Genomic DNA, 13,591 nt, shown 5'->3' on the forward strand with positions numbered 1-13,591 from the left:
TTTACATATTACATACAAAGCAAGCCAAATACTAACTGAACTCCATCAAATCTCTTTTTTATCACTTTGGTATTAAGGTTCATTAGGGTATTGGTAGTAAATGTCTACGTTCAAATATTCTCCTTGCTCGTTACTAATATTACTCCTACCGGTGAACCGAATAAGCCGTTTAAACACCAAATCATAAGTTAAAACAATGGGGTCGACAGCTAACCGGATCAACCAGGAATTCGCCGTCAAAGAGAAACAAGCTGATGAATTATTTATCGCTTCTAGGCAGTCCTTTTGTTTAAGCTTAAAACCATAGCTATTGAGACGGCTTGGCACCAAAAAGTCCACTTCCAAAGTGCCTCCTAATAACAAATTCTGCCAATGTTTTTTCAGCATGGCATCAAACCCTGCGTCAATCACTGTCCCTGGAGTTAAAGGCAACATAGCCTCTTTTGGTTTACCTTTACTTGTGTAGTTAATCCGTACTTGATTGTCGACAACTTCAACCTCGATCTTTTCATTAGCAAGCTCGTTAATTTGAGTCATTTTAGGAGTGGTGGCTGAGCGGGAAAAATCTAATTGTTTTCGGGCGAAGAGCTTGCCCTCGTCATCACGATATAATACATCGAACCTATTCAGCCCGAGTTCGTAATAGCTTTCTTTGTAAAGCAATTCCCCTGTATCTATATCATAAGCAAGCCCTTCCACTTCAGGGAAAGCTTGCTGATCGGCACTGGTCATTATAGGGAATACAAAACAACCGAAAGAGAAAATAAACCGTATAGCCAGTCGTTGATGCAAGTACTTGGACATTACTCAACGCCCTTATTTAATCGTTCAGTCGCCCCACCTGACAAGTACGCGCCAAGAGGTAATAACAGCCCCCAACATAAACTGAGCCAAAACACACTAGTGAGCAATGGCATGGCCAGCTCAACTTGCTCGGTCATTTCTGCACCAACAAAGTAACTTATAGGTGGAAAAACCATGCCTAACAACAAAGCCGTAAAATATCGCCCTTGCAACCAAACTAAGCTGTTCGCAAACAGGGTAGCAACCCCGCACCACAGGCAAATCAGCCAGATTGGTGGCACAAGAGCATATTCCTCATAGGGCAAGACAATGACCCCATTCAGTATTAGCATGCCGTCAATTGCCACCCCTAAGAGGCCAAACAGAAGTACGAGCTTTACCTCGTTAGAGTGCCAACCAAGGACACATGCGTGCATTGCGAAATACACAACTAAGGAGATCACCGCCCATTCGTTTCCCCCTAGCACACAGGCAAACCAAAAAAGCTGAAACCAGATTATATTAAATAACCGCTTCATGATGTTTTAGCTGAAAGCGATAATTTGGTTTAGCGAAAACGAATTGCCCCGTGCTAATGGCTCGCTCTTTAAAGCCGCCTTCGCAGTAAGCTAGGTAGAACTCCCACATTCGACAAAAAACATCATCAAAACCCATGTCTGCAACCTTGTGGTAGGCATCTTGAAAGCGTAATCGCCAGTCTGCCAACGTTTTGGCGTAATGCTCTGTTATGTCCTCTAGAGAGACAATTTGCATATCTGTTTGGCTGCGAATTTTAGCGGCAATAACCTCATTAGAAGGCAAGCAACCACCTGGAAAAATGTATCTCTGGATGAAATCCACAGAGCGACGGGCATAGTCGTACCTTTGGTCCGCAATCGTAATGGCTTGGATCACCATTAACCCATCGGCTTTAAGTAATTGGCTGCATTGCTCAAAATAGCTGTCGTAGAACTCATGTCCTACCGCTTCTATCATTTCAATAGAAACCAGCTTATCGTATTGGCCAGTTAGGTCTCTATAATCTTTCAGCAGTAAAGTAATTTTATCTTCTAAGCCTTCTTGTTCTACACGCTGTTTAGCAAACTCATACTGTTCTTTGGATATAGTTGTTGTGGTGACACTGCAGCCATAGTACTTAGCGGCGTGGATCGCCATGCCTCCCCAACCAGTGCCAATCTCAAGCAAATGATCCGTACTTTTCAGGTTCAGTTTTTCACAGATACGCTCTAGTTTATACGTTGCTGCCTCTTCTAACGGAGCCTCTTGCATTGGATAAATCGCAGAGGAGTACATCATGGTGGGGTCAAGAAACAACGAGAAGAAATCATTCCCAAGATCATAGTGAGCTGAAATATTCTGTTTTGAGCCCTGGCGCGTATTCGCATTTAACTTGTGAAAAATTTTGGTACTCAGCCTTTTCCACATAGGAGCCTTCACATCGATCTCATTAACGAGTGCCAAGTTGGCTGTCATAAGGCGTATGACAGCCACTAGATCCGGCGTACTCCAATTGCCTTTCATATAAGACTCGCCAGCCCCTATGCTGCGATTTAAGAAAATATCTAAGTAGGCTTGTTCGTCCAAAATTTTGATATGCGCCCGATAATCACTAGCACCGGAAACGTCACCAAAGTCATATAGCACGCCTCTATCATCAAGCGTTAAATGACCTACGCTTAATCTTCGCAACATTCCCAAAACACTTTTTTTAGCTATTCTCGCCAACCAGCCATTTTGACTCTTATCACGCATTTTTTGTTTTCCGATACTTGCTGTATTCATAAGGATCACTCTCCGTTGGTTGACTTATTAGTCGTTACTGATGTGTTGGGATGGGAGTAGAAAGGCACTTTTTTCAGCCAGAGTTTTAATGCTTGCCAATAAATGCCTACGGCAACTTGCGCTGTCATAAAGGGGTAGCGAATGAGTACATTAGCAAGGCTGCGAGCCGTTATTTCTTCTCTTTTTAAAGATAATGTTGCGTCAAACACTTTATTGTGAGGTGCGTTGCGTAACCTATTGTTCATATGTATGGCAAGCTTCTCAGCAGGCACATTACTCGCCCAATCATAAAAATGCTCCATTGGATGAAATGGAGAAACATGCATATCTTTGTTAAATTTCTGACGTTGAGTATTCTGGGACTCATCACAAGCCAGTGCGTAAGTTACTTTTTCGTTCCATGGCGTATTGGTCACTTCAAGCAACATTGCTTGAAGGTTATCTTGCTCATCAAAACAGTAATAAATTGAAATCGGGTTAATAATAAAACCAAAGTAACGACAATTTGTTAGGACTCTAACAGGCCCGTCCAATGCCATACCTAAACGTTTGTGAATCTCATTGTGAACTTCACTTTTAAGAGGGCATGTTGAGTCGCCAAAATAGTCCTCACGTTTAAACCTCGCCAGCCCCCAACGACTCGTTGACCACAATGAGCTAAGCCCAACTACGTACGGTATTTCATCTAGGTCTAAATACATCATAAAAATTGGGTAGCGGAATTCATGACCGCGAGGTTTAAAGCGCCGGTGACGAACAGAACCCTTATAAATAGCACTGTAAAAAGTTTGTTCTGCTACCATGTGCACCCCAACCCTTCGGCAACACGAATACCACTCCAGCAGCCATCTTCATGGAAGCCATTTCGCCAGTATGCGCCACAAAACCAAGTATTATTGACACCATTGATCTCTGACCAGCGCTGTTGGGCTTTCATGCCTTCTAAGGTAAAAACCGGATGATCATAATAAAAGCGGCGTAGAATACTTTTTGGTTCTATCTGTTCGGCGTTATTGAGCGTAACAACATAGGTGTTATCGCTCTTAAGATCTTGCAGAATGTTCATGTTATAACTTAGGGTTGCCGGTTTATCTAAATGAGAGCCAAGATGGTAATTCCAACTCGACCAAGCCCGCTTGGCCTTCGGCAACAGTTGACTGTCCGTGTGCAACACTACTTCGTTCACGCGATAAGGAATCGCCCCTAATATTGCTTTTTCCAGCTCCGAAATATCACCCAACAAAGCCTGAGCCTGGTTGCTATGGCAAGCAAAAACCACCTGATCAAACTGTTCTTGTTGGCCTGAAGCAAAGTGAAGTGTTACGCCGTTAGCATGCCTATCCACCTTAGAAATTTTGCTCTCAAGGCGAATTTTATTGCGAAAGCTCTCAATTAAAGGCTCGATATAAGAAGAGGAGCCGCCTTCGATCACTCGCCATTGAGGTCGGTTATTTACACTAAGCAGGCCATGGTTCTTGAAAAAACGCACAAAGAAAAGTAACGGAAAGTGCAGCATTTCTTGTTGTGTGGAAGACCAAATAGCACTGCCCATAGGAATAAGATAGTGACTTACAAACTTTTCTCCGTAGCCTCGACTTTGCAGGTATTCACCTAAGGTTAAGTGCTCCGAAATTTGTCCGCTATCTAGCTCAGCAATCGCTTCTTTATTAAACCGTAATATATCTCTCAACATACCGATAAAAGTAGGACTAAATATATTACGGCGCTGGGCAAAAAGGCTGTTTAAGTTATTCCCACCGTACTCTAGTCCAGTGTTTTCGCAGCGCACACTAAAACTCATTTCAGTGGGTTTTGAAGCAACACCAATCTCACTCATCAGTCGAATAAAGTTGGGATAGGTCCAATCATTAAAAACGATGAAGCCGGTATCAATGTGTTGAGTGTGCTCACCTTCTGGAACCGACACTGTTGCCGTATGTCCGCCCAAGCGATCAGCCGATTCAAATAAAGTAATATCGTGCTGCTTGTTTAATAGATAAGCCGCAGTTAAGCCGGAAATACCTGAGCCAATAATGGCGATTCTCATAATGCTCTCCAAACTTTGTTGGCGTTCTCGTAAATAGGTTGTTGCAAGCTAAAACTCATCCTTTCACTCCTTTTGGTGCCAACATGCTCTGCCATAATTTAGGGAATTGCCGAGCAAACCAAAGCATTACAGACAATCGCCTTGGAAAAGCAAACTCGTAGGGGCGCGTAGTCAAGGCTTTAGCAATGAGTCCTGCAGCCTTGTTTGTTGACATAAGAAACGGCATAACAAAATCATTTTTTTGGGTCAGTGGCGTATCAACAAAACCTGGCAATATGGTCGTTACATCTATTCCAAGGGGCTTTAAATCCATTCTCATTGAAGACATGAAATATTGCAGTGCAGCTTTACTGCTACCGTAAGCTTGAGCTTGGGGAAATGGCGCCTGAACAGCTTGTGAACCAATAGCAACCAAATGTGGTCGGGTTGCATGTTGTAATAGTGGAAGACTAAGCTGAATACTATTTAACACACCAAAGAAGTTTACCGACATCACCCGTTGCATCATGGCCCAATCAGGGCTGGAATCGTGTAAATTAAAATACTCACAAGTCCCTGCATTTAAGATGACACAATCAAGGTGCTGTGTGTGGCTCATAAGCGATAAACGCGCTGAGATAATGTCTGCGTCTCGTGTCACATCAAAGGCTACGAAATCAAGGTATTCATGTTCATCTAACAGTGGTTGAAGCTGGCCTACCGAACGAGCGCTGGCGATCACACGCCAACCTAGATCCAAATATTGCTCAACCAAGGACAGGCCAATACCTGAACTGGCCCCAGTAATCCACACAACTGACCGACTAGACATCTCAATTTTCTCCTCTAGACACTTAAGCGACGTTTTAAAACCCGTACCATTTGTCCAACCAGGGGAACATGTTCATAAACCAGCGCCCCTAAATCATATGAGTCTTCATGAACATAAATACGCTCTTTAAATTGCACCTGTGTCATACCACGTAGCGTGATCACTTTTGGCCCCAACTTTTTGTGGCTAAAGTGCATATTCCACTTTAGGTAGGCGGTATCCTCACCGATTAACTCATCAAGGTACTCAAAATGCCCCTGTACAACGTTTACAGACATCTCCGTTAAATAGGCGTGGAGGGTATCTACCCCTTTAACTTCATGAATGGGGTCTTTAAAAATCACATCATCTGAGTAGACTTCCGCTATTTTGTGTAGCTGAGGCCGTTTCACGTCTTTATAAAAGTCTTTAAATGACTCTATCAACTGCTGCTTAGAGGTAGCCGACATTACCTTTCTCCGAATACGCTTTAATGGTTAAACGTAAGGCAAGATGTTTTGGTTCACTTTAATGACATTATTTTTTTATGATCCAAATTTGTACTTGATACGTAACCCCTACATACTGAACGAAATTCAACAAAGGGCCTTTCATGAGACAAGCAAGATGTGACTCTCAAGCTGACAGCTTACGGCAAGACGTACTTGCCGTTGCGCAAGGGCGAGATACGCGAGCTTTGGAGCGTTTGTTTGACCATTACGCACCCAAGATCCGTGCTTTTTGCCTCGCCTCTCAGCCTGGCGCGAACCTGATGGCTGACGATATTGCTCAAGAGGTCATGATTCGAATATGGAATAAAGCTCAACTATACAAATCCGAGGCAGCCTCCTTAGATACTTGGGTTTTTACCCTAGCGAGAAACGCCAGAATTGACTATTTAAGAAAAAATAGCCGCCACTTATCGGACATTGATCCTGAATACTTGTGGCGAGATATTGTGGATGACAGCCTAGACCCATTTCGAGATGTACAACAAAAAAGAAATCAACAAGCGATCCATAGTGGCTTAAAACAATTACCCAGCGATCAAAGACAAGTGCTTTCTAAAGTCTACCTAGAGGGCAAAACCCATAAAGAAGCAGCTGATGAGCTAGCCTTACCGCTAGGTACCATTAAGTCTCGGGTGAGGCTAGCACTGCAAAAACTAACTATTTACATTAAGAGGTGATAACAATGATCTCTCATCACCCTTCCATTGAGATGTTAACGGACTACGCTGCAGGCACTTTGCCTTTAGCCCATGCTGTGTGCATTGCTACCCACATTGAGAAATGCGATCAGTGTCGCCAGCAGGTAAAACAATTAGAAGAACTTGGCGCTCAGCTCTTTGCACAAGAAAGCCAAGAATCCCGTAATCTAGAGGGCTTAAAAGATAAGCTATTTCAACAGATCAATAGCGAATCGTCAGCTTCTCAAAAAGTTGCACCTAACCTCTTAAATGATGCGCCAAACAACACGCAAGTGCCGTGCAGTTTGCGCCAATTTGTGCAGCAAGATTTTGATCAACTCAATTGGACCAGCCTTTCACCTGCCTTTAAAATTGCCACGCTGCACAACGATAAAAGCGGCTCGCAGATTGCGCTTACGAGAGTCAAGGCTGGCGCTCACATGCCCCATCACTCGCATACTGGTGACGAAATCACCCTAGTATTAGAAGGCGCTTTCTCGGATGAAGACGGGGTATATCGACAGGGAGATTTTGTATGTCGTGATGCTAGGCATAAGCACAAACCTATAGTGACCAAAGACGCCGAGTGTATTTGCCTAACCGTGCTTGATGCACCAATAGAGTTTACTGGTTGGTTCACTCGCTTATTAAACCCTTTAGTTAGACGACATCACCCAAAGTTTTCTTAACTCTATAAGAGGTGTATGGGCCTTCTTGATAGGCGATCGTTCCAGCAAGCAGGGCGTTCATTAATGTGGTACAATCTTTGCTCAATTAGAAGATAACAACAAGGAACCTTAATAATGGCCACTAAGAAGAAACAGCCAGCCGCAACGGAAACTTCGGAATCCATTGAGAAACAAATGCAAGAGTTCCTTGCTCGTGGTGGAGAGATTAATCAAATTGAGACTGGGGTAAGCGGACAGTCACAAACTGGCACCCGCCACATTACTTTAGGAAACAGTAAACCGAAAGCGTAAAAATTTCATTTAGGCCGGTGGTGCTATATTTACCGTCGGCCACTCTCTTAGGTAAATAACTTAGATAAATACCAGCTTTAAATGTAGTTCGCGTAAAGGGATTGTTATGTCGCATTTATTATCTAAAAAAAGCGTTTCTCCAAATAGTACTTTAACTCAAAAAATCACCCCTGAGTCAGCTAACTGGAAGTATGTTAATTTTGAAGCACATACTCTTAAAGCTGGACAAGATTATTCCCTTGAGACGAGTTTAAATGAAGTCTGCGTGGTGATTTTAAGTGGCCGAGCAAATGCCGAAACTAATCATTTAAGCTGGAATAACATAGGTGATCGCAGTTCGGTTTTTGAACTAAAAGCCCCCTACTCTGTTTATGCACCTCCTCAAGATACCATTAAAATATCCGCACTATCCGACCTAGAAATTTGTGTTTGCTCTGCTCCTGGCAAAGGTAATTATCCAGCCCGTTTAATTACACCTAATGATTGCCAATTTGAAACCCGTGGTGTCGGCTCTAACGTACGTCATGTCTGTAATATTTTATTTTCTAACATGGGGGCTGATCATCTTCTGGTATGCGAGGTCATCACGCCTAGTGGCAATTGGTCTAGCTACCCACCTCACAAGCATGATAGAGATGCCGCCCCTGAGGAAACACAACTAGAAGAAACCTACTTTCACCGTATTGACCCGCCACAAGGTTTTGTTTTCCAACGTGTTTACAATGATGACCGAAGCCTAGACGAAACCATGTCTGTTGAAGACGGCGATGTCGTTATGGTGCCCGAAGGCTACCACCCTGTGGGAGTGCCTCATGGATATCAGTCATATTATCTAAACGTGATGGCAGGCCCCTCAAGAAACTGGATTTTCAATAACGACAAAGATCATGAGTGGATCATAGAACACGACAAAAAACTCACCGAGCACAACCAGCCCAAAGAATAATGAATACCGAGTGATCATTCACGGCTATTCAATTCATGGGCTAAGCCAATGGTCAGTGATTGCGCAAGACAAAGAGAAGAAGATAAAGAACGAAAAGAGTCAATTTCGGCTTCTTTTACAACAAAGGACACTTGCGCCATAGAGCTTAATGGGTGTATTTGGTTGTCGGTAATCACTATGATAGGAACCCCTTTGGCTGCGGCCTCACGGGCAACTAACTGACTTTCTTCTGCATAAGGTCTAAAGCTAATGACGACTAAGGCATCCTCACCGTCTAGCATTTGCACCTGCTCATTGAACATTCCTCCTATGCCATCGATCAAATGGGCCTTTTGGTTAATATGACGAAAAGCATAAGCAAAATAGTTAGCCACCACAAAGGCTCGCCTTACCCCCACAATATAAGCAGACCTTGCTTGCGCTAAAATTTGAATTGCCTGCTTTAGCTGCTCTTCAGAAGTTGTGTCATTTAAATATAAGAGTGCTTGAGCATTTGCTTCAGTAAATAAAGACAACAGGCCTTTAGGGGTGCGTGCTTGTTCCCCTTGCTCACTGTTTACTAACCTAATACGCTCTTGGTAGTTAGGCGACTCTTCTAAAATACTTTGCTGGAACAGCTTCTGCATTTCACTAAAGCCCTTGAAACCAAACGCATTGGCAAACCGCACCCAAGTTGAAGGGTGCACACCTGCTTGTTCTGAAAGTGTCGCGACTGTGCCAAACGCAACATCATTAGGACGATCAATGACAAACTCCCCAACTTGTCTAAGCCGCTTGCTTAAATCTGGATGCTTCTCTCGAATTGTTTGATTAAATTCAGACAAGGATGTAACAGCACTTTTACTGGGCATAATTCTCACTCATTAGTAACACTTTGTTGGAGGTGTAACGGCTCGGCCAAAACTAAATACTATCAAAGGCTGGTTGCATTTTTAGAATAAAAATTCTAATTTAGCTTAAAATATCAGAAATAACTTAATTTTTTCCAAATACGAGCAGGTGATCACATTGAATGAAGCCGAATATAATTTTTTCCTTCCTACTTGGCGCAGAGTAGCGGTGACACTTTTTTGCGCCGCGTGGAGTATCCTAGAATGGGTGACTGGCAACCCATTCTGGGGGATGATTTTCACTGGTTTAAGCCTATACTGTGTATGGAAGTACTTACTTACTTTCGATAAAAACGCACCTTCGGAATAACTGTTCAGCAAGTTCATCTAGCTATCTCGTTCATTACGCCATTGACTGTTCAGCCCTCTGAGAGAGGGCTGAACAATTTTCCTAGTTTTACTCTCTAGCTTTACCCCCTAGCTCTCCTACTGTGCTCCATTTTATGGCGAACTCTCAGGAGCTTGAAAAAGCCAAAATGGAATTTTTTTAATCAACTATTGATAAAATAGAATTTTTATTCTATTTTATCGTCTGCACTAACATCGTCATGTACGCATATTAGTGGCCATACAAGGACTCATAATAAAAATGCAACGGCCCGTTTTGGAGAACAAAAAGCATGTCCAGCAACAAAGACTTAGATTTAATTTGCCTTGGTCGCGCCGCAGTTGATCTATATGCAGATCAGATTGGTAGCCGCTTAGAAGATGCATCAAGTTTTGCTAAATACCTAGGAGGCTCATCTGGAAACATGGCTTACGGTACAGCAAGGTTAGGGCTCAAAAGCGCCATGCTGACACGTATCGGCAATGAGCACATGGGGCGCTTTGTAAAAGAAGAACTTGATCGGGTGGGTGTTGATACAAGCCACCTAATTACGGACCCAGAACGTCTCACGGCCCTCGTTGTGCTGGGAATAAAAGACCGCGACACCTTTCCATTGATCTTCTATCGTAACGATTGCGCTGACATGGCAATTAATGAAAATGACTTTGATGCAGATTTCATTGGCTCGGCTAAAGCCCTCGTTATCACGGGTACACATTTTTCTACGCCTGGCACTTACGCGGCGAGTAAAAAAGCCCTCGAATACGCTAAAGCGGCTGGTACTAAGTGCGCTCTAGACATTGATTACCGTCCTGTTTTATGGGGGCTTACCACACCGGGTGATGGTGAAACTCGTTTTATTTCTAACGATAAAGTGTCCAACCACTTACAAACTATCTTAGGTGACTTTGACCTTATTGTGGGTACAGAAGAAGAAATCCATATTGCAGGAGGGAGCACAGATACGATCACTGCCCTTAAAAAAATACGTGAACTGACTGATGCAACCATTGTATTAAAACTGGGTGCACTAGGCTGCACCGTATTGGAAGCAGACATTCCAGCACATGAAAGCCACTTTGAGGTGTTCACCGGTGTTCGAGTTGACGTAATGAACGTGCTTGGTGCTGGAGACGCTTTTATGAGTGGTTTCCTGCGTGGATGGATTTACAACGAATCCCCACAACGCTGCTGTGCCTACGCTAATGCCTGTGGTGCTCTCGTAGTTTCTAGACATGGTTGCGCACCCGCTATACCAAGTGAAGAAGAACTCGATTACTACCTTGAACATGCCCACGAGATCCCACGCCCAGACTTAGATACCGAACTCAATCACCTGCATCGTGTCACTACCGAGCGACTGCCCTACAACTGGCAAGACCTATGCATTTTCGCCTTTGACCATCGTAAACAGTTATTCGATATGGCAATAGAAGAAGGGGCAGACCCAATACGAATCAAAGCCCTTAAACAGCTTATGGTTGTCGCACTCAAGCGCGCGGTCAAAGACATTGGAGAGAGTCAATACGGAGTGCTAATCGACGACACCTATGGGCAAGACGCTCTCAACGATGTTACGGGGCAAAATATATGGATAGGCCGCCCTGTCGAAGTTCCCAGCTCTCGCCCTATTGAACTCGAAGGTGGCAGAAGCATCGGCTCCAGATTGAAAACATGGCCTAAAGAGCACATCGTCAAATGTTTGGTGTTCTACCATGATCAAGACTCCGCAGAACTAAGAGCAGCGCAAGAACGCCAGGTCATTGAACTCTACCAAGCCTGCTGTACTTCTGGACATGAGCTTCTGCTGGAATTAATTCCCCCCAGAGATAAAGCGTTTGATGACTCAGTTTACACCAACTCTATCGAGCGATTTTACCATTTAGGTGTTCGTCCTGATTGGTGGAAACTCCCGCCTCAGTCAGCGGCTAACTGGGCAGCGATTAGCGCCATCATTAAAAAGTTTGATAAACACTGTCGTGGGGTTGTCATGCTTGGGCTCGATGCTCCTATGAGTGAGCTACAGCAAGGTTTCAATAACAGCGCAGGATTCGACATAGTGAAAGGCTTTGCCGTAGGTCGCTCCATCTTCGCAGGCCCTAGCCGTGAGTGGTTTGCTGGGCGCTATGATGATGAACAACTGATTCAAGCCATTATCACGAACTACTTAGAATTGGTTTCTTACTGGAAAAAACGCCAGTAAATTGACCGTAAAACCGTATTAAAAGAGCTTAATTACCAAATTAATAAGGTGATCAGATGAAAACGTTAGGAAATTACATAAATGGCCAACATGTGGCGAGTGAAAGTGGCCGTTTTGGACCTGTTTTTAACCCTGCCACTGGCCAACAAAGCTTGCATGTTGGCTTATCCAACGCAGTAGAAACACGCGAGGCGATCGCCAGCGCTGAAACCGCTTTTGAAACTTGGCGTAAAGTAACACCGCTTAATCGTTCTAGGGTCATGTTTAAATTCAAAGCACTATTGGAACAGCATGCAGATGAAATTGCCGAGCTGATTACCAAAGAACACGGCAAAGTCTTTTCTGATGCTAAAGGTGAATTAACACGCGGACTTGAAGTAGTAGAGTTTGCTTGCGGCATGCCTCATTTGCAAAAAGGCGAGCATAGCTTAAACGTAGGTAGTGGGGTTGATAGCATGTCGCTGATGCAGCCCTTAGGCGTATGTGCTGGTATTGCGCCTTTCAATTTCCCGGCAATGGTGCCGATGTGGATGTTCCCGATTGCGATTGCCGCAGGTAATAGCTTTGTTATGAAACCTTCCGAGAAAGACCCATCTGTACCACTGCGCTTAGCGGAGCTACTCTCGGAAGCAGGCCTTCCAGATGGAGTATTTAATGTGGTTAATGGCGACAAAGAGTCTGTTGATGTTCTGCTCACTGACGAGCGAGTACAGGCTGTTAGCTTTGTTGGATCTACCCCGATTGCCGAGTACATTTACGCTACGGCTTCCGCTCATGGCAAGCGAGTACAAGCTCTTGGTGGTGCGAAAAACCACATGATAGTAATGCCAGATGCAGACCCAGCTCAAGTGGTAGGTTCCTTAATGGGTGCGGCTTACGGTTCCGCTGGCGAGCGCTGCATGGCGATTTCGGTCGCGGTTTGTGTAGGGGATGAAGTGGCTGATAACCTAATCGCTCGTTTAAGCCAAGAAATCGACGGTATGCGAGTGGGCCCTGGTTTAGGGCTGGCAGATGAAGCACACATGGGCCCCGTGATCTCTAAAGAACATTGCGCCAAGATCAAAGACTACATTGGCGTTGGAGTAGAAGAAGGCGCCACTTTGATCCGCGATGGCCGCAATTTCGTATACCCAGGGCACGAACAAGGGTATTTTGTTGGCCCAACCTTATTCGATCATGTAAAACCTGGTATGCGTATTCACTCAGAAGAAATTTTCGGCCCCGTGCTGTGTGTCGTTCGAGTAGATAGCTACCAAGAAGCCGTTGATATCATCAATGCACACGAATATGGCAACGGTACGTCTATTTTTACCCGTGATGGTGATACCGCGCGCCAATTTTGTGAAGAGATCCAAGTCGGTATGGTTGGTGTAAATGTACCGATTCCAGTGCCTATGGCTTTCCACAGTTTCGGTGGTTGGAAACGCTCTTTGTTTGGCCCACTGCATATGCATGGTCCCGATGGTGTGCGTTTCTACACTCGCATGAAAACCATTACTGCTCGTTGGCCAACTGGGCTACGAGCTGGAGCTGAATTCTCTATGCCGACCATGAAGTAGTCTGAAGCAGCCAAACATTAACTTCCCGTGTTTAGCTACTTGTTTGCCCACTCTAGCAGTGGGCTTTTTTATT

Annotated in this window: 14 protein-coding genes; 6 read left to right on the forward strand and 8 right to left on the reverse strand. The window is 44.2% G+C overall.

Annotated elements, in window-relative coordinates; all coding sequences use genetic code 11:
• Positions 1-72 precede the first annotated feature (72 nt).
• Genes ACYVGZ_RS09915 through ACYVGZ_RS09945 form a run of 7 tightly spaced genes read right to left on the reverse strand, consistent with a single transcriptional unit; the run spans position 73 to position 5,893 of the window.
• Positions 73-804 carry a hypothetical protein gene (locus ACYVGZ_RS09915; protein ID WP_460754722.1) on the reverse strand — a complete coding sequence of 244 codons (732 nt, stop codon included), beginning with the start codon at positions 802-804 and terminating at the stop codon, positions 73-75.
• Positions 804-1,322 carry a DUF2878 domain-containing protein gene (locus tag ACYVGZ_RS09920; protein ID WP_460754725.1) on the reverse strand — a complete coding sequence of 173 codons (519 nt, stop codon included), beginning with the start codon at positions 1,320-1,322 and terminating at the stop codon, positions 804-806. Before ACYVGZ_RS09920 ends, ACYVGZ_RS09915 begins: the two co-directional genes overlap by 1 nt.
• Entirely contained in the window at positions 1,306-2,586 is a 1,281-nt protein-coding gene (locus ACYVGZ_RS09925) for a class I SAM-dependent methyltransferase (protein WP_460754727.1), read from the reverse strand. The genes ACYVGZ_RS09920 and ACYVGZ_RS09925 overlap by 17 nt, the downstream gene beginning before the upstream one ends.
• Before the next feature lie 5 nt (positions 2,587-2,591).
• The gene (locus ACYVGZ_RS09930) at positions 2,592-3,389 is read right to left on the reverse strand and encodes a DUF1365 domain-containing protein (protein ID WP_460754730.1); all 798 of its coding nucleotides are present in this window, start codon (positions 3,387-3,389) and stop codon (positions 2,592-2,594) included.
• Positions 3,383-4,633: an NAD(P)/FAD-dependent oxidoreductase gene (locus tag ACYVGZ_RS09935; RefSeq protein ID WP_460754732.1), complete on the reverse strand. Its 1,251-nt coding sequence runs from the start codon at positions 4,631-4,633 to the stop codon at positions 3,383-3,385. Before ACYVGZ_RS09935 ends, ACYVGZ_RS09930 begins: the two co-directional genes overlap by 7 nt.
• 55 nt (positions 4,634-4,688) lie before the next feature.
• Positions 4,689-5,444 carry an SDR family NAD(P)-dependent oxidoreductase gene (locus ACYVGZ_RS09940; protein ID WP_460754733.1) on the reverse strand — a complete coding sequence of 252 codons (756 nt, stop codon included), beginning with the start codon at positions 5,442-5,444 and terminating at the stop codon, positions 4,689-4,691.
• A 14-nt stretch (positions 5,445-5,458) separates the two neighbouring features.
• Positions 5,459-5,893, reverse strand: a complete 435-nt coding sequence (locus tag ACYVGZ_RS09945; protein WP_460754736.1) for a nuclear transport factor 2 family protein — start codon at positions 5,891-5,893, stop codon at positions 5,459-5,461.
• Positions 5,894-6,036: 143 nt separating this feature from the next.
• Here ACYVGZ_RS09945 and ACYVGZ_RS09950 point away from each other — a divergent pair, with 143 nt between their 5' ends.
• From ACYVGZ_RS09950 to iolB, 4 genes are all read left to right on the forward strand, one after another.
• On the forward strand, positions 6,037-6,612 hold the full coding sequence (locus ACYVGZ_RS09950) for a sigma-70 family RNA polymerase sigma factor (RefSeq protein WP_460754738.1): 576 nt from the start codon (positions 6,037-6,039) through the stop codon (positions 6,610-6,612).
• 5 nt (positions 6,613-6,617) lie between these two features.
• Positions 6,618-7,301 (forward strand): ChrR family anti-sigma-E factor, encoded by a 684-nt coding sequence (locus ACYVGZ_RS09955; RefSeq protein WP_460754741.1) that lies wholly within the window; start codon positions 6,618-6,620, stop codon positions 7,299-7,301.
• A 114-nt stretch (positions 7,302-7,415) separates the two neighbouring features.
• Positions 7,416-7,592 (forward strand): hypothetical protein, encoded by a 177-nt coding sequence (locus ACYVGZ_RS09960; RefSeq protein ID WP_460754743.1) that lies wholly within the window; start codon positions 7,416-7,418, stop codon positions 7,590-7,592.
• Positions 7,593-7,698: 106 nt separating this feature from the next.
• A complete protein-coding gene (gene iolB, locus ACYVGZ_RS09965) occupies positions 7,699-8,538 on the forward strand; it encodes a 5-deoxy-glucuronate isomerase (RefSeq protein WP_460754746.1) in 840 nt (279 codons plus the stop codon).
• Between the two features lie 14 nt (positions 8,539-8,552).
• Here iolB and ACYVGZ_RS09970 read toward each other — a convergent pair whose 3' ends face one another.
• Positions 8,553-9,389 carry a MurR/RpiR family transcriptional regulator gene (locus tag ACYVGZ_RS09970; RefSeq protein WP_460754749.1) on the reverse strand — a complete coding sequence of 279 codons (837 nt, stop codon included), beginning with the start codon at positions 9,387-9,389 and terminating at the stop codon, positions 8,553-8,555.
• 659 nt (positions 9,390-10,048) lie between these two features.
• On the opposite strand from ACYVGZ_RS09970, the gene ACYVGZ_RS09975 reads away from it, so the two are divergent.
• Both ACYVGZ_RS09975 and ACYVGZ_RS09980 read left to right on the forward strand, forming a co-directional pair.
• Positions 10,049-11,959, forward strand: coding sequence for a bifunctional 5-dehydro-2-deoxygluconokinase/5-dehydro-2-deoxyphosphogluconate aldolase (locus ACYVGZ_RS09975; RefSeq protein ID WP_460754752.1), 1,911 nt, complete (start codon positions 10,049-10,051; stop codon positions 11,957-11,959).
• Between the two features lie 56 nt (positions 11,960-12,015).
• Entirely contained in the window at positions 12,016-13,518 is a 1,503-nt protein-coding gene (locus ACYVGZ_RS09980; protein ID WP_460754754.1) for a CoA-acylating methylmalonate-semialdehyde dehydrogenase, read from the forward strand.
• Positions 13,519-13,591: the final 73 nt, after the last annotated feature.

Source organism: Marinomonas epiphytica, from assembly GCF_054780655.1.

Excerpts from the sequence above, each read along its gene's own strand:
- ACYVGZ_RS09915 (WP_460754722.1), bottom strand. The coding sequence starts at position 804 with ATGTCCAAGTACTTGCATCAACGACTGGCTATACGGTTTATTTTCTCT.
- ACYVGZ_RS09920 (WP_460754725.1), bottom strand. The coding sequence starts at position 1,322 with ATGAAGCGGTTATTTAATATAATCTGGTTTCAGCTTTTTTGGTTTGCC.
- ACYVGZ_RS09925 (WP_460754727.1), bottom strand. The coding sequence starts at position 2,586 with ATGAATACAGCAAGTATCGGAAAACAAAAAATGCGTGATAAGAGTCAA.
- ACYVGZ_RS09930 (WP_460754730.1), bottom strand. The coding sequence starts at position 3,389 with ATGGTAGCAGAACAAACTTTTTACAGTGCTATTTATAAGGGTTCTGTT.
- ACYVGZ_RS09935 (WP_460754732.1), bottom strand. The coding sequence starts at position 4,633 with ATGAGAATCGCCATTATTGGCTCAGGTATTTCCGGCTTAACTGCGGCT.
- ACYVGZ_RS09940 (WP_460754733.1), bottom strand. The coding sequence starts at position 5,444 with ATGTCTAGTCGGTCAGTTGTGTGGATTACTGGGGCCAGTTCAGGTATT.
- ACYVGZ_RS09945 (WP_460754736.1), bottom strand. The coding sequence starts at position 5,893 with ATGTCGGCTACCTCTAAGCAGCAGTTGATAGAGTCATTTAAAGACTTT.
- ACYVGZ_RS09950 (WP_460754738.1), top strand. The coding sequence starts at position 6,037 with ATGAGACAAGCAAGATGTGACTCTCAAGCTGACAGCTTACGGCAAGAC.
- ACYVGZ_RS09955 (WP_460754741.1), top strand. The coding sequence starts at position 6,618 with ATGATCTCTCATCACCCTTCCATTGAGATGTTAACGGACTACGCTGCA.
- ACYVGZ_RS09960 (WP_460754743.1), top strand. The coding sequence starts at position 7,416 with ATGGCCACTAAGAAGAAACAGCCAGCCGCAACGGAAACTTCGGAATCC.
- iolB (WP_460754746.1), top strand. The coding sequence starts at position 7,699 with ATGTCGCATTTATTATCTAAAAAAAGCGTTTCTCCAAATAGTACTTTA.
- ACYVGZ_RS09970 (WP_460754749.1), bottom strand. The coding sequence starts at position 9,389 with ATGCCCAGTAAAAGTGCTGTTACATCCTTGTCTGAATTTAATCAAACA.
- ACYVGZ_RS09975 (WP_460754752.1), top strand. The coding sequence starts at position 10,049 with ATGTCCAGCAACAAAGACTTAGATTTAATTTGCCTTGGTCGCGCCGCA.
- ACYVGZ_RS09980 (WP_460754754.1), top strand. The coding sequence starts at position 12,016 with ATGAAAACGTTAGGAAATTACATAAATGGCCAACATGTGGCGAGTGAA.